The sequence below is a fragment of the Micromonospora sp. CA-269861 genome, from assembly GCF_050948505.1.
Taxonomy (GTDB): domain Bacteria; phylum Actinomycetota; class Actinomycetes; order Mycobacteriales; family Micromonosporaceae; genus Micromonospora.
Map to the genome: position 1 here is coordinate 5,715,204 of NZ_CP192014.1, position 18,892 is coordinate 5,734,095.

At 66.1% G+C, this 18,892-nt stretch carries 12 protein-coding genes, 2 tRNA genes and 3 rRNA genes; 3 read left to right on the top strand and 14 right to left on the bottom strand.

Going from position 1 to position 18,892, the window contains the following annotated elements; genetic code table 11:
• Positions 1-30: 30 nt before the first annotated feature.
• From ACQP0U_RS26130 to ACQP0U_RS26140, 3 genes are read right to left on the bottom strand one after another with little or no spacing between them, the layout of a single operon-like run.
• Positions 31-465 carry a DUF4233 domain-containing protein gene (locus ACQP0U_RS26130; protein WP_433311977.1) on the bottom strand — a complete coding sequence of 145 codons (435 nt, stop codon included), beginning with the start codon at positions 463-465 and terminating at the stop codon, positions 31-33.
• Positions 462-1,796 (bottom strand): bifunctional folylpolyglutamate synthase/dihydrofolate synthase, encoded by a 1,335-nt coding sequence (locus tag ACQP0U_RS26135; protein WP_433311979.1) that lies wholly within the window; start codon positions 1,794-1,796, stop codon positions 462-464. The genes ACQP0U_RS26130 and ACQP0U_RS26135 overlap by 4 nt, the downstream gene beginning before the upstream one ends.
• Positions 1,793-4,411, bottom strand: coding sequence for a valine--tRNA ligase (locus ACQP0U_RS26140; protein WP_433311982.1), 2,619 nt, complete (start codon positions 4,409-4,411; stop codon positions 1,793-1,795). The genes ACQP0U_RS26135 and ACQP0U_RS26140 overlap by 4 nt, the downstream gene beginning before the upstream one ends.
• Positions 4,412-4,480: 69 nt before the next feature.
• Between ACQP0U_RS26140 and ACQP0U_RS26145 the strand changes: the two genes are divergently transcribed.
• Positions 4,481-5,167 carry a hypothetical protein gene (locus ACQP0U_RS26145; protein ID WP_433311984.1) on the top strand — a complete coding sequence of 229 codons (687 nt, stop codon included), beginning with the start codon at positions 4,481-4,483 and terminating at the stop codon, positions 5,165-5,167.
• A gap of 99 nt (positions 5,168-5,266) precedes the next feature.
• On the opposite strand, the gene rrf is transcribed toward ACQP0U_RS26145, so the two are convergent.
• The 3 genes from rrf to ACQP0U_RS26160 all read right to left on the bottom strand — a co-directional run bounded on the left by rrf (position 5,267) and on the right by ACQP0U_RS26160 (position 10,474).
• Positions 5,267-5,383: ribosomal RNA gene (gene rrf / locus ACQP0U_RS26150) — 5S ribosomal RNA — on the bottom strand.
• An 85-nt stretch (positions 5,384-5,468) separates the two neighbouring features.
• Positions 5,469-8,577: ribosomal RNA gene (locus tag ACQP0U_RS26155) — 23S ribosomal RNA — on the bottom strand.
• A 382-nt stretch (positions 8,578-8,959) separates the two neighbouring features.
• Positions 8,960-10,474, bottom strand: a 16S ribosomal RNA gene (locus ACQP0U_RS26160).
• Together the 16S, 23S and 5S rRNA genes form the textbook arrangement of a ribosomal RNA operon.
• A gap of 698 nt (positions 10,475-11,172) precedes the next feature.
• Between ACQP0U_RS26160 and ACQP0U_RS26165 the strand changes: the two genes are divergently transcribed.
• Positions 11,173-11,397 carry a hypothetical protein gene (locus ACQP0U_RS26165; protein ID WP_112676081.1) on the top strand — a complete coding sequence of 75 codons (225 nt, stop codon included), beginning with the start codon at positions 11,173-11,175 and terminating at the stop codon, positions 11,395-11,397.
• Between the two features lie 3 nt (positions 11,398-11,400).
• Here the strand turns inward: ACQP0U_RS26165 and ACQP0U_RS26170 are convergent, their stop codons facing one another.
• The 6 genes from ACQP0U_RS26170 to ACQP0U_RS26195 all read right to left on the bottom strand — a co-directional run bounded on the left by ACQP0U_RS26170 (position 11,401) and on the right by ACQP0U_RS26195 (position 16,962).
• Positions 11,401-12,198, bottom strand: coding sequence for a carbon-nitrogen hydrolase family protein (locus ACQP0U_RS26170; protein ID WP_433311987.1), 798 nt, complete (start codon positions 12,196-12,198; stop codon positions 11,401-11,403).
• 138 nt (positions 12,199-12,336) lie between these two features.
• Positions 12,337-13,632, bottom strand: coding sequence for an ATP-dependent Clp protease ATP-binding subunit ClpX (gene clpX / locus ACQP0U_RS26175; RefSeq protein WP_030488273.1), 1,296 nt, complete (start codon positions 13,630-13,632; stop codon positions 12,337-12,339).
• Positions 13,633-13,841: 209 nt separating this feature from the next.
• Positions 13,842-14,504, bottom strand: a complete 663-nt coding sequence (locus tag ACQP0U_RS26180; protein ID WP_030333536.1) for an ATP-dependent Clp protease proteolytic subunit — start codon at positions 14,502-14,504, stop codon at positions 13,842-13,844.
• A gap of 10 nt (positions 14,505-14,514) precedes the next feature.
• The gene (locus tag ACQP0U_RS26185; protein ID WP_007464111.1) at positions 14,515-15,156 is read right to left on the bottom strand and encodes an ATP-dependent Clp protease proteolytic subunit; all 642 of its coding nucleotides are present in this window, start codon (positions 15,154-15,156) and stop codon (positions 14,515-14,517) included.
• A 247-nt stretch (positions 15,157-15,403) separates the two neighbouring features.
• Positions 15,404-16,750: a trigger factor gene (gene tig / locus ACQP0U_RS26190; RefSeq protein WP_433311990.1), complete on the bottom strand. Its 1,347-nt coding sequence runs from the start codon at positions 16,748-16,750 to the stop codon at positions 15,404-15,406.
• A gap of 138 nt (positions 16,751-16,888) precedes the next feature.
• Positions 16,889-16,962: transfer RNA gene (locus ACQP0U_RS26195), tRNA-Pro, on the bottom strand.
• Between the two features lie 318 nt (positions 16,963-17,280).
• Here ACQP0U_RS26195 and ACQP0U_RS26200 point away from each other — a divergent pair.
• Positions 17,281-17,354: transfer RNA gene (locus ACQP0U_RS26200), tRNA-Gly, on the top strand.
• A gap of 184 nt (positions 17,355-17,538) precedes the next feature.
• Here ACQP0U_RS26200 and ACQP0U_RS26205 read toward each other — a convergent pair.
• Together ACQP0U_RS26205 and ACQP0U_RS26210 are read right to left on the bottom strand one after the other, a co-directional pair.
• Positions 17,539-18,369: a hypothetical protein gene (locus ACQP0U_RS26205; protein ID WP_433311993.1), complete on the bottom strand. Its 831-nt coding sequence runs from the start codon at positions 18,367-18,369 to the stop codon at positions 17,539-17,541.
• Positions 18,366-18,875, bottom strand: a complete 510-nt coding sequence (locus tag ACQP0U_RS26210) for a SigE family RNA polymerase sigma factor (protein WP_433311996.1) — start codon at positions 18,873-18,875, stop codon at positions 18,366-18,368. The genes ACQP0U_RS26205 and ACQP0U_RS26210 overlap by 4 nt, the downstream gene beginning before the upstream one ends.
• Positions 18,876-18,892: the final 17 nt, after the last annotated feature.

Here is an 18,892-nt window from a genome sequence, read left to right on the forward strand (position 1 = left end):
CCCTCGGGACGCCGCCGGCCGGGTCCGGCGTCAGCCGAGAATGACGCGGCGAACGTGCAACGCGTACGCCCAGACCAGGGCGAAGATGATGCCCAGCCCGAGCAGCGACCAGTGCAGCAGACCGCCGAGCAGCAGCAGACCCTGCAGCACGGTGCCGGCGTTCCAGGCCCAGGGGCGGCGCATCATGCCGGCCAGCACCACGGCGGCCACCGCCAGAGCCACCACCGCACCGATCGCCGCGCCGCCGAGGTCACCGCCGACCACCCGGATCGGCTGGATCGCCAGCAGGAGCACCAGCGCCTCCAGGCTGAGCGTGCCGGCACCGAGACCGCGTACCGCCCGCTCCGGGTTGCGCAACCCGGAGCGCCGCGGCTGCCCGGCCGTGGGCTCCTCCCCCACCGGCTGCTCGACCGGCAGGCCGGTCTGGTCCCCGGTGGTGTGCGGGTCCTGTTCCGGGCTGGTCATCGCTTCAGCAGCCGGCGAGCGTCGGCGACGGTCACCACGGACCCCGTGACCAGCACACCGACCCCGCTCAGCTCACCCGGGACGTCCTCCTCGGCCATCGCCACCGCCAGTTCGATGGCGTCCGGCATCTCCTCGGCCGAAGCCACCCGCTCCTCGCCGAAGATCTCGCCAGCCAGCGCGGCGAGCTCCTCCGTCGGCATCGCCCGTGGCGAGCTGCTGCGGGTGACCACCACCTGGTCGACCACCGGCTCCAGCAGCTCCAGCAGACCTTCCGCGTCCTTGTCGGCGAGTACGCCGATCACGGCCACCAGTTTGCTGAACGCGAACTCCTCCTGGAGCGCGGTGACGGTGGCCTTCATGCCGTGCGGGTTGTGCGCCCCGTCCAGCAGGATGGTCGGGGCGTTACGGACCCGCTCCAGCCGGCCCGGAGAACTGGTCGAGGCGAAGCCCTCCCGGACCGCCTCGATGTCCAGCTGACGTCGGGCCCCCGCACCCAGGAACGCCTCCACGGCGGCGAGCGCCACCGCCGCGTTCTGCGCCTGATGGGCACCGTGCAGCGGAATGAACACGTCGTCGTACACGCCACCCAGGCCCTGCAGGCTGAGCACCTGACCGCCGACCGCTACCGCCCGACCCAGCACACCGAACTCGCCGCCCTCGCGGGCGATGGTGGCCCCGACCTCGGCGCAGCGATCGAGGAGCGGGCCCGCCGCCTCCTCCTCCTGGGCCGCCGCGATCACTGTGGCGCCCGGGTGGATGATGCCGGCCTTGGCCAGCGCGATGTCCTGAAGCGTGTCGCCGAGCCACTCGGTGTGGTCCAGCCCGATCGGGGTGATCACACAGACGCCGGCCTGGAGAACGTTCGTGGCGTCCTCGGCACCGCCCAGGCCGACCTCGACCACCGCGATGTCGACAGGCGCGTCGGCGAACGTGGCGAAGGCCAGTGCGGTGGTCATGTCGAAGTACGTCAGCGGCTCGTCCGACCGCGCGTCGACCAGCTCGGCCAGCGGCTTGATCTCCCGGTACACCGCAGCGAACCGTTCCTCGCTCACCGGCTCCCCGTCCAGACTGATCCGCTCCCGGACGGTCTCCAGGTGCGGGCTGGTGTACCGGCCGGTGTGCAGCCCGAACGCCCGCAGCAGCGAGTCGATCATCCGCGCGGTGGAGGTCTTGCCGTTGGTGCCGGTGAGGTGAATCGCGGGGTACGCCCGCTGTGGGCTGCCGAGCAGGTCGAGCAGCGACTCGATCCGGTCCAGCTCGAAGACCATGCGGGTGAAACCGCGGGCGTTCAGCTCGGCTTCGACGGCGGCGAAATCGGTACGGTCGGTCACGAGGGCAGTGTCTCCAGAGCAGCGTCGATCCGGACCAGGTCGGCCTCGGCGGTGGCGAGCCGGTCGCGGATCTTCGCGACCACCGGCTCGGGGGCCTTGCCGATGAAGGCAGGGTTGTCGAGCTTCGCCCGGGCCTGCGCGACCTCCTTCTCGGCCGCCGCGCGGTCCTTCGTCAGCCGGGCCCGCTCGGCGGCCACGTCGATCGACCCCCGGGTGTCCAACGCGACACCCACCGCACCGGGCATGGCCAGTGTGGCGCTGGCCTGGAAGTCGTCACCGGCCGGATCCAGCCGAACCAGCGAACGGATCAGCGGCTCATGGGCCGCGATACCCGCGCCGGCCAGCCCGTCCAGGCGGGCGGCCACCCGCTGCGTCGGGCGCAGCCCCTGGTCGGACCGGAACCGGCGGATCTCGGTGACCACCCGCTGCACGCCGACCAGCTCAGCCTCGGCGGCGTCGTCGATCAGCGACCGGTCGGCTACCGGCCAGACGGCGGCCTGCACCGTCTCGCCGCCGGTCAGCGCGAGCCACAGCTCCTCGGTGACGAACGGGATGACCGGGTGCAGCAGCCGCAGCAGCTGGTCGAGCACGTGCCCGAGCACCCGACGGCTGGCCTCCGCGCGCTCACCACCCTCGGCGAGCACCGGCTTGCTCAGCTCGACGTACCAGTCGCAGACGTCGTCCCAGGCGAAGTGGTACAGCAGGTCGCACACCTTGGCGAACTCGTACGCCTCGAACTGCTCGTCGACCTCGGCGGTGACGTGCGCCAACCGGGACAGGATCCACCTGTCGACGGTGGAGAGCTGCTCGGCCGGGGGCAGGTCGCCGGCGGTGTGCGCGCCGTTCATCAGGGCGAACCGGGTGGCGTTCCACAGCTTGTTGCAGAAGTTGCGCGAGCCCTGGCACCACTCCTCGCTGACCGGGACGTCCTGGCCGGGGTTCGCGCCGCGCGCCAGTGTGAACCGGGTGGCGTCGGCACCGTACCTGTCGATCCAGTCCAGCGGGTCGACCACGTTGCCGAACGACTTCGACATCTTCTTGCCGAACTGGTCGCGCACCATGCCGTGCAGCGCGACCACGTCGAAGGGCGGCCGGCCGTCCATCGCGTAGAGGCCGAACATCATCATCCGGGCGACCCAGAAGAACAGGATGTCGTACCCGGTCACCAGCACGCTGGTCGGGTAGAACTTCGCCAGGTCCGGGGTCTGCTCGGGCCAGCCCAGGGTTGAGAACGGCCACAGACCGCTGGAGAACCAGGTGTCCAGGACGTCCTCGTCCTGGTGCCAGCCCTCGCCGGTCGGCGGCGCCTCGTCGGGGCCGACGCAGACGATCTCACCAGCCGGGCCGTACCAGACCGGGATGCGGTGCCCCCACCACAGCTGGCGGGAGATGCACCAGTCGTGCATGTTGTCGACCCAGGCGAAGTAGCGCTTGGCCAACTCGGCCGGCTCGATGCGCACCCGGCCGTCACGCACCGCGTCACCCGCAGCCTGGGCCAGCGGGGCGGTGTTGACGAACCACTGCAGCGACAGCCGTGGCTCGACGGTGGTCTTGCACCGCGAGCAGTGCCCGACCGCGTGCACGTACGGGCGCTTCTCGGCGACGATCCGGCCCTGCTCCCGCAGCGCGGCCACGATCGCGGGCCGCGCCTCGAACCGGTCCAACCCCTCGAACGGGCCGGGCACGGTGATCACACCGCGCTCGTCCATCACGGTCAGCGCGGGCAGGTCGTGCCGCTGGCCGATCTCGAAGTCGTTCGGGTCGTGGGCGGGCGTCACCTTGACCATGCCGGTGCCGAAGGACGGGTCGACGTGCGCGTCGGCGACGATCGGGATCCGGCGGCCGGTCAGCGGCAGCTCGACCTCGGTGCCGATCAGGTGCTGGTAGCGCTCGTCGTCGGGGTGCACCGCCACGGCGGTGTCGCCGAGCATCGTCTCGGCCCGGGTGGTGGCCACCACGACCTCGTCGCTGTAGCGGATCGAGATCAGCTCGCCGTCGTCGTCGGTGTGCTCGACCTCGATGTCGGAGAGCGCCGTGAGACAGCGCGGACACCAGTTGATGATCCGGTTGGCCCGGTAGATCAGGCCGTCGTCGAACAGCTTCTTGAAGATCGTCTGGACGGCGCGGGTCAGCCCCGCGTCCATGGTGAAGCGCTCGCGGTCCCAGTCGACGGAGTCGCCGAGGCGGCGCATCTGGCCGAGGATGGCGCCACCGGACTCGGCCTTCCACTGCCAGACCCGCTCGACGAACTTCTCCCGGCCGAGATCGTGCCGGGACAGGCCCTCGGCGGCGAGCTGACGCTCGACCAGGTTCTGGGTGGCGATGCCGGCGTGGTCCATGCCGGGCAGCCACAGCGCCTCGAAGCCCTGCATCCGCTTACGTCGGGTCAACGCGTCCATCAGCGTGTGCTCGAACGCGTGGCCCATGTGCAGCGAGCCGGTGACGTTCGGCGGCGGGATGACGATGGTGAAGGGGGGCTTGTCGCTGTCGGCGGAGGCCCGGAAGTGCCCGCCGGCTACCCACTGCTCGTACCGTCGCTGCTCTACCTCACCCGGCTGATACTGGCCGGCAAGGGTCGGGGCGTCGGGGCGGTGGGCATCCAGTCTCTCGGTCACCGGACAAGTCTACGGAGGGCTTCCGCAGACCTGACGTGCGCCACCTGCCGTTCGCGTACGGTGTCGGCTATGTCCGACGCACATCTCACCGAGCGGTCGCGCGACGGCGGCCGCGAGCCGGTCGAGCTGACCGAAGAGCCGATCCAGCTGAGCACCAGGGACTCCGGAGGCGACCCCGACGAGCGGTCCGGCGGCTGGTCGCGCCGTCGCAAGATCGGTTGGACGGCCGCACTTGTGGTCGGCCTCGCCGGCGCCGCGGTGCTCGGCGTCGGTGGCTGGCGGGTGGCGCAACAGAAGGACACCCAACTGACCTCACCCGATCAGGTGGCGGGTCTGACCCGCGACGACAGCGAGCGGGCGAAGAGCACTGCCGACTATCTGCGCAGCGGTCTGGCCGCGAACATCGAGCTGGACCGCAGTTTCGGCACGGTCTACCGCGACCCGGCCGACGACAAGCGCTCGGTCCTCATCTTCGGCGGCACCACCCTGCTCTGGCAGCCGGAACGGGACCTGGACAGCCTCTTCCGCCTGATGTCGGACGAGACAGGCGCGGTCAACGGTCTGCGCGAGCTGCCCGCGGGCAGCTTCGGTGGCGTGCTGAAGTGCGGCAACACCAGCGGCGAGGGCGGGGACTTCGCGGTGTGTGGCTGGGCCGACCACGGCAGCGTGGTGATGGCCATGTTCCCGGGTCGGTCCGTCAGCGACGCCGGTGGCCTGCTGCGCAACCTCCGCGACGGCATGCAGACCCGAGACTGACCCACCCACCCACCGGCCGCCCGCTCAGGCGGGCCCTGAGGACCTTTGGTGGAACGCAGAAAAGGCCACCCCGTTAGGGGTGGCCTTTTCTGGAAGATTGTCCGGCGGCGTCCTACTCTCCCACACCCTCACGAGTGCAGTACCATCGGCGCTGGAGGGCTTAGCTTCCGGGTTCGGAATGTGACCGGGCGTTTCCCCTCCGCCATGACCGCCGTAACTCTATGAACATATCAAACAACACCGGCACACACTCACGGGTGTTCGCTTGTTCAGAGTTGCACAGTGGACGCGTAGCAGCTTAGTAGTCAAGTCCTCGGCCTATTAGTACCGGTCAACTGAACCCGTTACCGGGCTTACATTTCCGGCCTATCAACCCAGTCGTCTAGCTGGGGGCCTTACCCCACAAAGTGGGTGGGATACCTCATCTTGAAGCAGGCTTCCCGCTTAGATGCTTTCAGCGGTTATCCCTTCCGAACGTAGCTAACCAGCCGTGCCCTTGGCAGGACAACTGGCACACCAGAGGTTCGTCCGTCCCGGTCCTCTCGTACTAGGGACAGCCCTTCTCAAGTATCCTACGCGCACGGCGGATAGGGACCGAACTGTCTCACGACGTTCTAAACCCAGCTCGCGTACCGCTTTAATGGGCGAACAGCCCAACCCTTGGGACCTGCTACAGCCCCAGGATGCGACGAGCCGACATCGAGGTGCCAAACCATCCCGTCGATATGGACTCTTGGGGAAGATCAGCCTGTTATCCCCGGGGTACCTTTTATCCGTTGAGCGACACCGCTTCCACTCGCAAGTGCCGGATCACTAGTCCCGACTTTCGTCCCTGCTCGACCTGTCAGTCTCACAGTCAAGCTCCCTTGTGTACTTGCACTCAACACCTGATTGCCAACCAGGCTGAGGGAACCTTTGGGCGCCTCCGTTACCTTTTAGGAGGCAACCGCCCCAGTTAAACTACCCACCAGACACTGTCCCTGAACCGGATAACGGTCCGAAGTTAGATACCCAAATCAACCAGAGTGGTATTTCAAGATTGCCTCCACCCATACTGGCGTATGGACTTCACCGGCTCCCACCTATCCTACACAAGCTAATTCGAGTACCAATGTCAAGCTATAGTAAAGGTCCCGGGGTCTTTCCGTCCTGCCGCGCGTAACGAGCATCTTTACTCGTACTGCAATTTCGCCGGGCCTGTGGTTGAGACAGTGGGGAAGTCGTTACGCCATTCGTGCAGGTCGGAACTTACCCGACAAGGAATTTCGCTACCTTAGGATGGTTATAGTTACCACCGCCGTTTACTGGCGCTTAAGTTCTCCGCTTCGCCCCGAAGAGCTAACAGGTCCCCTTAACGTTCCAGCACCGGGCAGGCGTCAGTCCATATACATCGAATTACTTCTTCGCATGGACCTGTGTTTTTAGTAAACAGTCGCTTCCCCCTGCTCTCTGCGGCCATACAACGCTCCACCCGCGCGGGGCTTCACGTCTCCGGCCCCCCTTCTCCCTAAGTTACGGGGGCAATTTGCCGAGTTCCTTAACCACAGTTCGCCCGATCGCCTCGGTATTCTCTACCTGACCACCTGTGTCGGTTTGGGGTACGGGCCGCTAAGAACTCGCTAGAGGCTTTTCTCGGCAGCATAGGATCACTGACTTCACCTGAATCGGCTCGGCATCACGTCTCAGCCTTCATGTGTTGCGGATTTGCCTACAACACGGCCTACACGCTTACCCCGGCACAACCACCGGCCGGGCTCAGCTACCTTCCTGCGTCACCCCATCGCTTGACTACTACCCATCAGGTTCCCACGCTCCCTCAGCTCAGTCCGAAGACCTCACCAAGTTCGGGTGGTTAGCACAACGAGGTTCATCAGGGACGCTCTTTCGCGGGTACGGGAATATCAACCCGTTGTCCATCGACTACGCCTCTCGGCCTCGCCTTAGGTCCCGACTCACCCAGGGCGGATTAGCCTGGCCCTGGAACCCTTGGTCATCCGGCGGAAGGGTTTCTCACCCTTCTTTCGCTACTCATGCCTGCATTCTCACTCGTGCCGCGTCCACAACTGGGTCACCCCGCTGCTTCACTCGCGGCACGACGCTCCCCTACCCATCCACACACCTGCACAAGGAATCAAGTCCAAGCGAGGATAAAATGTGAATGCCACAGCTTCGGCGGTGTGCTTGAGCCCCGCTACATTGTCGGCGCGGAACCACTTGACCAGTGAGCTATTACGCACTCTTTAAAGGGTGGCTGCTTCTAAGCCAACCTCCTGGTTGTCTATGCGACCCCACATCCTTTTCCACTTAGCACACGCTTAGGGGCCTTAGCTGGTGATCTGGGCTGTTTCCCTCTCGACTACGAAGCTTATCCCCCGCAGTCTCACTGCCGCGCTCTCACTTACCGGCATTCGGAGTTTGGCTGATTTCGGTAAGCTTGTGGGCCCCCTAGACCATCCAGTGCTCTACCTCCGGCAAGAAACACGCGACGCTGCACCTAAATGCATTTCGGGGAGAACCAGCTATCACGGAGTTTGATTGGCCTTTCACCCCTAACCACAGGTCATCCCCCAATTTTTCAACATTGGTGGGTTCGGCCCTCCACGCGGTCTTACCCGCGCTTCAGCCTGCCCATGGCTAGATCACTCCGCTTCGGGTCTAGGACACGCGACTGAATCGCCCTATTCAGACTCGCTTTCGCTACGGCTCCCCCACACGGGTTAACCTCGCCACATGCCACTAACTCGCAGGCTCATTCTTCAAAAGGCACGCCGTCACCCCGCAAGGCTCCGACGGATTGTAGGCGAACGGTTTCAGGTACTATTTCACTCCCCTCCCGGGGTACTTTTCACCATTCCCTCACGGTACTTGTCCGCTATCGGTCACCAGGAAGTATTTAGGCTTACCAGGTGGTCCTGGCAGATTCACGGCAGATTTCAGGGGTCCGCCGCTACTCGGGAACACCCACAGAAGGTCAGCAACTTTCACCTACCGGACTCTCACCGTCTACGGTCAGCCATTCCAGACTGTTCGACTAGCCACTGACTTTGTAACTCCTCGAACAAGTGTCAGCTTGTTCAGCGGGGTCCCACAACCCCGACCACGCAACCCCTGACAGGTATCACACGCAGCCGGTTTAGCCTCGATCCGCTTTCGCTCGCCACTACTCACGGAATCACTAAATTGTTTTCTCTTCCTACGGGTACTGAGATGTTTCACTTCCCCGCGTTCCCTCCACACACCCTATGTGTTCAGGTGTGGGTGACACCACATGACTGGTGCCAGGTTTCCCCATTCGGACACCCTGGGATCACAGCTTGGTTGACAGCTCCCCCAGGCCTATCGCGGCCTCCCACGTCCTTCATCGGCTCCTGGTGCCAAGGCATTCACCGTTCGCCCTTGACAACTTGACCACAAAGATGCTCGCGTCCACTGTGCAATTCTCAACAAACGACCAACCCACAACCCGATCCGCCCCACACCAAACCCGATCCTCAGACCAGCGGTATATGGGGCCAGGCCATGCCTGGCAGACTTCCAGCCCCACCAAGGGGGCCGGACAAGTCTCTGAAACAACAACACGAGGTTGTTCCTTCAGGACCCAACAGGGTGCCTACATTCCTTCTCAGCCGCACCACCAGCATCCGTTCCCACCACCCCGAAGAGTGGCTGTACTAAGCGCTGCCGGCCGTTGCCGAGAACAAACTTGCCAGTGTCTCCGCCATCTGAGCACCCCGACCCAACATTCGTGGGCCGCGGGCTCCTTGCACCCTTTCAGGTGAAGGTGCTCCTTAGAAAGGAGGTGATCCAGCCGCACCTTCCGGTACGGCTACCTTGTTACGACTTCGTCCCAATCGCCAGCCCCACCTTCGACGGCTCCCTCCACAAGGGTTGGGCCACCGGCTTCGGGTGTTGCCGACTTTCGTGACGTGACGGGCGGTGTGTACAAGGCCCGGGAACGTATTCACCGCAGCGTTGCTGATCTGCGATTACTAGCGACTCCGACTTCACGGGGTCGAGTTGCAGACCCCGATCCGAACTGAGACCGGCTTTTTGGGATTCGCTCCACCTCGCGGTATCGCAGCCCATTGTACCGGCCATTGTAGCATGCGTGAAGCCCTGGACATAAGGGGCATGATGACTTGACGTCATCCCCACCTTCCTCCGAGTTGACCCCGGCAGTCTTCGATGAGTCCCCGCCATAACGCGCTGGCAACATCGAACGAGGGTTGCGCTCGTTGCGGGACTTAACCCAACATCTCACGACACGAGCTGACGACAGCCATGCACCACCTGTGACCGCCCCCGAAGGACCCCCCATCTCTGGAGGTTTTGCGGCCATGTCAAACCCAGGTAAGGTTCTTCGCGTTGCATCGAATTAATCCGCATGCTCCGCCGCTTGTGCGGGCCCCCGTCAATTCCTTTGAGTTTTAGCCTTGCGGCCGTACTCCCCAGGCGGGGCGCTTAATGCGTTAGCTGCGGCACAGGGAACCGGAGAGGCCCCCCACACCTAGCGCCCAACGTTTACAGCGTGGACTACCAGGGTATCTAATCCTGTTCGCTCCCCACGCTTTCGCTCCTCAGCGTCAGTATCGGCCCAGAGACCCGCCTTCGCCACCGGTGTTCCTCCTGATATCTGCGCATTTCACCGCTACACCAGGAATTCCAGTCTCCCCTACCGAACTCTAGCCTGCCCGTATCGACCGCAGGCTTGGGGTTGAGCCCCAAGTTTTCACGGTCGACGCGACAAGCCGCCTACGAGCTCTTTACGCCCAATAAATCCGGACAACGCTCGCACCCTACGTCTTACCGCGGCTGCTGGCACGTAGTTGGCCGGTGCTTCTTCTGCAGGTACCGTCACTCTCGCTTCGTCCCTGCTGAAAGAGGTTTACAACCCGAAGGCCGTCATCCCTCACGCGGCGTCGCTGCATCAGGCTTCCGCCCATTGTGCAATATTCCCCACTGCTGCCTCCCGTAGGAGTCTGGGCCGTGTCTCAGTCCCAGTGTGGCCGGTCGCCCTCTCAGGCCGGCTACCCGTCGTCGCCTTGGTAGGCCATCACCCCACCAACAAGCTGATAGGCCGCGAGCCCATCCCAAGCCGAAAAACTTTCCACCACCAGCCATGCGGCCAGAAGTCCTATTCGGTATTAGCCCCCGTTTCCGAGGGTTATCCCAAAGCTTGGGGCAGGTTGCTCACGTGTTACTCACCCGTTCGCCGCTCGAGTACCCCGAAGGGCCTTTCCGCTCGACTTGCATGTGTTAAGCACGCCGCCAGCGTTCGTCCTGAGCCAGGATCAAACTCTCCAACAAAAAATTAGTTGAACAGCATCCTGACAACAAACAAATGTTGCCAAAGGAATCCCAACCAGCCAGTTACAAGAACCGACCAGTCCGGGGTATAAATCATAATTGGCACTGGCTTTACAAGCACCCTGTTGAGTTCTCAAAGAACAACCACACACCAGCCAGAAGCCCCACCACAGTGGAACCCCAACCGGGGCTTTTCACTACTCAATGTCCGGCGCTTTCAGCGCCAGGCACTTTTACTACGTTACCCGCTCGTTTCCGCCGTGTCAAACCGATATTTCGCGGTTCGTCGTGCTTCACCCGAGAATTCGGATACTGTTACTCGTTCGAGTCCACGATGACGCACGTCGTTACCGACGTTCGTTTCTGTCGTGGGAAACCGCAGACCGGCCGATCGCCGCTTCGCGGCTCTCCGCCCGGCTCCTGCCGGCTTCAGAACTCTACCCGGTCGGCTTCGCGTTCGCAACCCCGTTTCCGGAGTGTTCCGCACCGCCCGATCCTCAGTCTCGCTCGGCGTTCCCGCCACGAGCCTGGTGCCCGGTCTCGGCCGGTTTGTCCGGCCTCCCCCGTGCAGAGAGAAAGTTACGCGGACGGCCCGGAGAAGGCAAATCAGGGTTCATCACTGGTTCGGACGATCCGCCCGTCACGGTCCTCGGTGCAGCCGAGGACGCGGGCCACCTCGACGTGCCAGAGTGTCAGGCATGGATGAGTCCGGGCGCGGCGCCAGGGTGTTCGCCGAGGAGGCGCTGCTCGGCCTCATCGGGCCGTTCTGGCAGGTGGTGATCGGTGCTGTCGTGCTTGTCGTACTCGTGCTCTCGGTGGGACGACTGGCCCGACGGGGCAGGTCCCGAATGACCACGGCGCTGCTGGTCACCGCGGCGGCCATCGCCGGGTTCGCGGTGATCGGCGTCCTGCTGGAGGGCTGAGGCTCAGAGCCGGCGGTTGGCCAGGCTGGGCAGCTCGGCGCGGATCGCGTCGAGCCGGTCGAGGTCCAGGTCGACGACGGAGACTCCCGGGCCGTCCGGCACCTGGCCGATGACCGTCCCCCACGGGTCGACCACCATGCTGCGGCCGAAGCAGGTGCGACCCGGCTCGTGGTCGCCGGTCTGACCGGCCGCCGCCACGAAACACTGATTCTCGATCGCTCTGGCCCGCAGCAGGACCTCCCAGTGGTCCCGGCCGGTGTGCATCATGAACGCGGCCGGCACCACAAGCAGGTGCGCTCCACCATCGGATGCGAGCAACCGGTACAGCTCCGGGAAGCGCAGGTCGTAGCAGATCGACAGGCCGACCCGCAGCCCTTCGACGTCGACCACCACCGGTTGGACCCCGGGCGCGACGCTCGCCGACTCCCGGTAGGAGACCCGACCGGGGATTTCCACGTCGTACAGGTGGATCTTGCGGTAGCTCGCGGCCAGGCTGCCGGAACGGTCGAAGACCAGCGACGTGTTCCAGGTGTGGTCCGGGTCCGGGCCGGCCTCGTGGAACGAGCCGGCCACCAGCCAGATCCCGAGCCTCCGGGCGACCCCGGCGAAGAAGCTCCCCACCTCCCCGTCGACCGGCTCCGGTTCGGGCAGCCCAGCGGCGGGGCCGAGGTAGTCGACGTACTCCGGGAGGACGGCGAGATCCGCGCCGCCGGCGGCGGCGCGCTCCAGCAGGGCCTCTGCGGCCGCCAGATTGGCCTTACGGTCGTCCCGGGCGTTCAGCTGGCAGACGGCGACACGCATGAGCAAAGGGTACGACTGGAAGGCGCTCACGGACAGCGTCACCGTCCGGCCGGCGCGGGTGGTCCACGGGGCAGTGGCCGCCGAACACGAACACGCCGGCCGTGTCAGGACTGAACGGCCGGCGTGACGCGGGAAGGATCAGGCGGACTTTTCTTCGCGGTCGCGCCGGGCCCGACGCCCGGTGAACTCACGCGGCACGATCGTCGGGTTGACATTCTCCAGGACCACCTCGCGGGTGATCAGCACGCGGGCGGCGTCGGGGTTGCTCGGCACCTCGTACATCGCGGAGAGCAGAACCTCCTCGATGATGGCCCGCAGACCACGGGCACCGGTGCCCCGCAGCATGGCCTGATCGGCGATGGCCTCCAGCGCCGGCTCGTCGAACTCGAGCTCGACACCGTCCAGCTCGAACAGCCGCTGGTACTGCCGGACCAGCGCGTTGCGCGGCTCGGTGAGGATCCGTACGAGGGCGCTGCGGTCCAGACTGCGCACGTTGGTGATCACCGGCAGCCGGCCGACGAACTCGGGGATCAGCCCGAACTTGAGCATGTCTTCCGGCATGACCTGGCTGAAGATGTCGTCGGTCGACCGCTCGGACACCGACCGGAGCCGGGCACCGAAGCCGGTGCCGCCCTGCCCGGTGCGGGACTCGATGATCTGGTCGAGACCGGCGAACGCGCCACCACAGATGAACAGCACGTTAGTGGTGTCGATCTGGATGAACTCCTGGTGTGGGTGCTTGCGGCCACCCTGCGGCGGCACGTTGGCCACCGTGCCCTCAAGCATCTTGAGCAGGGCCTGCTGCACGCCCTCACCGGAGACGTCCCGGGTGATCGACGGATTCTCCGACTTACGGGCGATCTTGTCGACCTCGTCGATGTAGATGATGCCGGTCTCGGCGCGCTTGATGTCGTAGTCAGCGGCCTGGATCAGCTTGAGGAGGATGTTCTCCACGTCCTCGCCCACGTAGCCCGCCTCGGTCAGCGCTGTGGCGTCGGCGATGGCGAACGGGACGTTCAACATGCGGGCGAGGGTCTGCGCCAGGTGGGTCTTGCCGCACCCTGTCGGGCCGAGCAGCAGGATGTTGGACTTGGCCAGCTCGACGGCATCATTGCCGGAGCCTGGCGCGCCAGCCGCCTCGGCCTGGATCCGCTTGTAGTGGTTGTAGACCGCGACGGCGAGCGCCTTCTTGGCCTGATCCTGGCCCACGACGTAGGTGTCGAGGAACTGGCAGATCTCCATCGGCTTGGGAAGCTCTTCCCACTTCACCTCGCCGGACTCGGCCAGCTCCTCTTCGATGATCTCGTTGCAGAGATCGATGCACTCGTCGCAGATGTAGACCCCTGGGCCCGCGATGAGCTTCTTGACCTGCTTCTGCGACTTGCCGCAGAAGGAGCATTTCAGTAGGTCGCCGCCGTCACCGATCCGTGCCACCTACGTTCTCCCTGCACTCATCGGCCGGAGACCCGGCCCTGACCTGCGGACGTTGCGCGCCGCCCGGCTTAGTTCGCGCCGCCGGCTCAACCGGCGAAGCGGTACGGACCCGACGTTACCCGCTGCCGGGGCATTCTCCGACCCCCAAAACGGGTGTGTCAGAGGTCGGCCGGGAACGGAGCCCCGGCCAACCTCTGACCCGATGCTGCTCAGCGGGCGGCGTTGGCCGCCAGCAGACCCTTCTTGCGACTGGTCAGGATCGTGTCGACCAGCCCGTACTCCTTGGACTCCTCGGCCGTCATGATCTTGTCACGGTCGATGTCCTTGCGAACCTGCTCGATCGGGCGGTTGCAGTGGCGGGACAGCATGTCCTCCAGCTGCGTACGCATCCGCAGGATCTCCCGGGCCTGGATCTCGATGTCCGAGCCCTGCCCGTAGCCGCCCTCGGTGGCCGGCTGGTGGATGATGATCCGCGAGTTCGGCAGGGCCATCCGCTTACCCGGAGTGCCCGCCGAGAGCAGCACCGCCGCCGCGCTCGCCGCCTGCCCGAGGCAGACCGTCGAGATGTCCGGACGGACGTACTGCATGGTGTCGTAGATCGCCGTCATGGCGGTGAACGACCCACCCGGCGAGTTGATGTACATGATGATGTCGCGGTCCGGATCGGTGCCCTCGAGCGTCAGCAGCTGGGCCATCACGTCGTTGGCCGACGCGTCGTCCACCTGGACGCCGAGGAAGATGATCCGGTCCTCGAAGAGCTTGTTGTACGGGTTCGACTCCTTGACCCCGTACGACGTGCGCTCGACGAACGACGGCAGCACGTAGCGGTTGTGCACGGCCGCGAACTGGGGCGGCAGGCTCAGATCGGTCATCGTCAGCTCCTCAGCTCAGGGTCCCGGCGCCATCCGGAACCTGTGCGGCTCCGATGATCACCTTGTCGATGAAGCCGTAGTCCATGGCCTCCTGGGCGGTGAACCAACGGTCCCGGTCCGAGTCGGCCTCGATCTGCGACTGGCTCTGGCCGGTGTGGTGCGCGACCCGCTCCTGGAACATCCGCTTCGTGTAGAGCATCTGCTCCGCCTGGATGGCGATGTCGGACGCCGTGCCGCCCAGACCACCGGACGGCTGGTGCATCATGATCCGTGCGTGGGGCAGGGCGTACCGCTTGCCCTTGGTGCCCGCGCAGAGCAGCAGCTGACCCATCGAGGCAGCCATGCCCATCGCCACGGTCGACACGTCGTTGTCGATGAACTGCATGGTGTCGTAGATCGCCATGCCGGAGTAGACCGAGCCACCCGGCGAGTTGATCCACAGGTTGATGTCGCGGTCCGGGTCCTCCGCGGCGAGCAGCAGCAGCTGCGCGCAGATGCGGTTGGCGACCTGGTCGGTCACCTCACTGCCCAGGAAGATGATGCGTTCCTTGAGCAACCGGTTGTAGACCGAGTCGTCGAGGTTGCCAATGGAGTCGCCACCGCGCGCGTCAATCGCCCGGAGCGACTTCTTGGGGATGTGCATGTCGGTCATGGCAGCCCTTCGCTCTCCGTACCGTCTTTCCCGACACTAACCGCTGTGCGGGGCGGCAGAGTCCCGGTCGGGGCACTGTTCGCTCTCAGCGCAGCTGTGTCGGGGTACCCGCGGCGCGGGCTTCCGGGCGTACCCGGCAGTGCTTGCTGCCCGGGCGAACCCGGCAGTGCCTGCTGCCCGGGCGTACCCGGAAAGGGAAGCGGCCGCCGTCTGCCGCTGAGCGGCGGACGGCGGCCGCACCCGACGATCAGTGGTCGTGGTTGTGCTCCGCCTCGTTGGCGGCGCGCAGGGCGTCGAGGGTGATCCCGTTGCCGGCCGAGTCCTTGATCGTGATCCGCTCCATGACGGCCGCGAGCGCCTTGCCCCGCCGCACGTCGCCGAAGACGGCGGCGGCCGCGCCGGAGCGCACCAGCTGGTCGTAGTACTGCTGCGGGGCCATCCCGGCACGCTGCGCCCGGTGCACGATCTCGTGCCCGAACTCGTCGTCGGAGACCTGCACGTCCTCCGCGTCGGCAAGCGTGTCCAGCAGGAGCTGGACCTTGACGCCCTCGGTCGCCGCCTCGGTCAGCTCGGCGTCGATCTGCTCCTCGGTCTTGTCCTCGGCGGCGAGGTACTCCTCCATCGAGGCGCCGATCCGCTCGAGCTGGTCGACCATCGCCTGCTTGCGGCTCTCGACCTCCTCGCGGACGACACCCTCCGGGGCCGGGATGTCGGCGGCCTCGACCAGCTCGGCCAGGGCCTTGTCCCGAGCGGCGTAGATCTGCTCGACCTGCTTGCCCTGGGTGACCCGCGCCCGCAGGTCGCCGCGCAGCTCCTCGATCGTGTCGAACTCGCTCGCCATCTGGGCGAACTCGTCGTTCAGCTCCGGCAGCTCCTTCTCCTTGACCGTGCGCACGGTCACCGCCACATCGGCGTCCCGACCGGCGAAGTCGCCGCCGACCAGCTGGGTGGTGAAGGTGGTGTCGTCGCCGGCGGCGAGGCCGACCACTGCCTCGTCCAGGCCCGGCAGGAGCTGCTTGCTGCCCACCTCGTGGGAGATGTTGCTCGCCTGGCCGCCCGGCACGTCCTCGCCGTCGACGGTGGCGTTGAGGTCGATCTGGACGAAGTCGCCCTCGGCGGCGGCCCGCTCGACGGTCTTGAGGGTCGCGAAACGCTCCCGCAGGTTCTTGACCTGCTCGTCGATCTCACTCTCGTCGATCTGCAGCTCGTCGACGGTCACCTCGATGGTGCTCGCGTCCGGGATGGTGATCTCCGGACGGACGTCGACCTCGGCCGTGAAGTTCAGCGAGTCACCGTCGTTGAACTCGGTGATCTCGACCTCCGGGCGCCCCAGCGTCTTGAGGTCGTGCTCGCGTACCGCGGCGAGGATGTTCTCCGGGATGGCCTCCTGGACCGCCTCGTTGAGGACGGTGCCCCGGCCCACCCGCTGGTCGATCACCGCGGTCGGCACCTTGCCCCGGCGGAAGCCCGGAATCTGGACCTGCGAACCGATCTCCCGGTACGCCTTCTTGAGGCTCGGCTCGAGCTCGACGAACGGCACCTCGATGGCGAGCCGCACGCGCGTCGGGCTCAGAGTCTCGACGGTGCTCTTCACAGGCGTACTCCTTGACGGATCTCAGTTGAGTCTGGGCGTGATTCAGCCCATCGAGTGTAGGCGAGCCGGCCTGACGCTCCGGCATCGCCCGGGGACCGCACTGGGCGGCACCCGGGTCGGCCCGGCCGCGGACGACAGTCGGGGTGGCGGGATTTGAACCCACGGCCCCTCGCTCCCAAAGCGAGTGCGCTACCAAGCTGCGCCACACCCCGTGGCGACGTGCAGTCTATGCCGTCGCCACGCCTCAGTCGGTGCCGGGGCATCCCCCACCCGGACAGAACCCCCGAAAACTCCCATTCCACCCCACGCGCTCGGCGTGCTCGTGCGCCTCGCGCCAAGATCCGCGCAACTTCACGGATGTGGTGGCCTCACGGCGCGCCTAGACCACTACGTCCCGGATGTTGCGGGGATCTTGGGTCCCCGTGCCGCCGCGTCGGGGACGGCGCGGCACCGCGGGGCGGTGGCGCGGTTACGCGTCGGGCAACGGCATTGGGTACGCTAGGGGCGCGTCCTGTTTCGGCGGGATGCACGCGGGCGTAGCTCAATGGTAGAGCTTCAGTCTTCCAAACTGACTACGCGAGTTCGATTCTCGTCGCCCGCTCCAACGCCCTCCGGCCCAGGTCGGGGGGCGCACTGCTGTACAGGACTCGGCGCACGGGATGCCACTGTCGCAAATCCGGTCCTCCTCGTCCTCGTGCCTCGCACGGCCCGCCGTTGAGACACAGCAGGGCCCAGGTGGACCGCCGGTGGCGGCACCTGGACCCACTCGGCGAGGCCGAGTCGCCGTGTCACTTCAGGTGGAACCGTTCGTCGACCGCGAGAGCCGCCAACTGCGGCACGGAGAACGGCAGCCTCGTCAACGCCGGCCGGCTCTCGTCCAGCCGCACGCCCTGCGCCACGAAGACCACCACGCCGTCCGGGTGCCGGTACGCCGACCACTGGTCGAGCCGATCGTCGCTGCCCGGTCGGACCACCACGCCGACCCGCATCGCGCCGACGGTCTCGACCCGGCACTCGCCCCGCATGCCCCAGAATTTCTGGGCCAGGTCGCACGGCTCGGCCGGCAGCGGGTTACCGGCGTCGTGCACCTCGACGATCACGCGCCCGGTGCCCCCGCCCTGGGCCACGGCCGCCGAGGACGAGTAGCTCCACACGTCGGCGCCGTCCACCCTTGCCTCGAACTGCGCCTGGTGGGTCCGCAACGTCCGTTCCTCGGCGGGCTGGCCCGGCGGATCCTCCGGTGTGGTGTAGCCGGCGGGTACCACCGAGACAACCTCACTGAGCAGGTGCACACCCTGGTCGTATTTGGACCCGGCCCGCGCGGTCCGGTCCTCCTGCGGCTGGCCGTTCGGCCCGGTCGGCCACGGCTCCTTGGTGTCCGGAGACGCCAGTGACCCCTGACCCGCCGGTTGGTAGACGCGGCCGTCCGGAGTGGCGACGGCCGCGAAGCCGGTGACCGCCAGCACGACAGCCGCCGATCCGAGGGACGCCCACACCGCGCGTCGGCGGAAGCGCGTCCGCCGTGCCGCGCCGAGCGCGGCCGTCGTACTCAATGGTGGTGGCGGGGTTATCCCCGCCATCTCGCTGCGCAGCCCCTCGCGCAACTCCTGCTCGTTCATCGCTCCCCCATCTCGATCCCGCTGTAGGTGGGTGTCAGGAGGCCGCGCAACGCGTCGAGCCCGCGTGCCGCCTGGCTCTTCACCGTCCCTGGAGAACACTCCAGCAACGCCGCGACGTCCTCGATCGACAGGTCCTCCCAGTAGCGCAGAACCAGCACGGCCCGCTGGCGCGGCGCCACCCGGGCCAGCGCCTGGAGCAGCACCAGTCGGCTCTCCGGTGAGTCGGGCGGGGCCACCTGCTCGGCGTCCTCGCCACCCACCTGTTCACGCCGCCACCAGCCGCGGCGGCGCTCGTCGAGGAAGGTCCGGATCAGGATCTGGCGCACGTAGCTGTCGAGCACCTCGTGCCGGGAGACCCGGTTCCAGACCCGGTAGAGCTTGACGAACGTGGTCTGGACCAGGTCTTCGGCACGGTGCCAGTCGCCGCACAGCAGGTACGCGGTGCCGCGCATGGCACCGGACCGTGCCGCGAAGTACTCGGCGAACGCCTCGTCGCGATCGCTCATTCAGGCCTCCGATCCCC

Coding starts and splice junctions, on each gene's coding strand:
- ACQP0U_RS26130 (WP_433311977.1), bottom strand. CDS start 465: ATGACCAGCCCGGAACAGGACCCGCACACCACCGGGGACCAGACCGGC.
- ACQP0U_RS26145 (WP_433311984.1), top strand. CDS start 4,481: ATGTCCGACGCACATCTCACCGAGCGGTCGCGCGACGGCGGCCGCGAG.
- ACQP0U_RS26165 (WP_112676081.1), top strand. CDS start 11,173: ATGGATGAGTCCGGGCGCGGCGCCAGGGTGTTCGCCGAGGAGGCGCTG.
- ACQP0U_RS26170 (WP_433311987.1), bottom strand. CDS start 12,198: ATGCGTGTCGCCGTCTGCCAGCTGAACGCCCGGGACGACCGTAAGGCC.
- ACQP0U_RS26180 (WP_030333536.1), bottom strand. CDS start 14,504: ATGACCGATCTGAGCCTGCCGCCCCAGTTCGCGGCCGTGCACAACCGC.
- ACQP0U_RS26185 (WP_007464111.1), bottom strand. CDS start 15,156: ATGACCGACATGCACATCCCCAAGAAGTCGCTCCGGGCGATTGACGCG.
- ACQP0U_RS26205 (WP_433311993.1), bottom strand. CDS start 18,369: ATGAACGAGCAGGAGTTGCGCGAGGGGCTGCGCAGCGAGATGGCGGGG.
- ACQP0U_RS26210 (WP_433311996.1), bottom strand. CDS start 18,875: ATGAGCGATCGCGACGAGGCGTTCGCCGAGTACTTCGCGGCACGGTCC.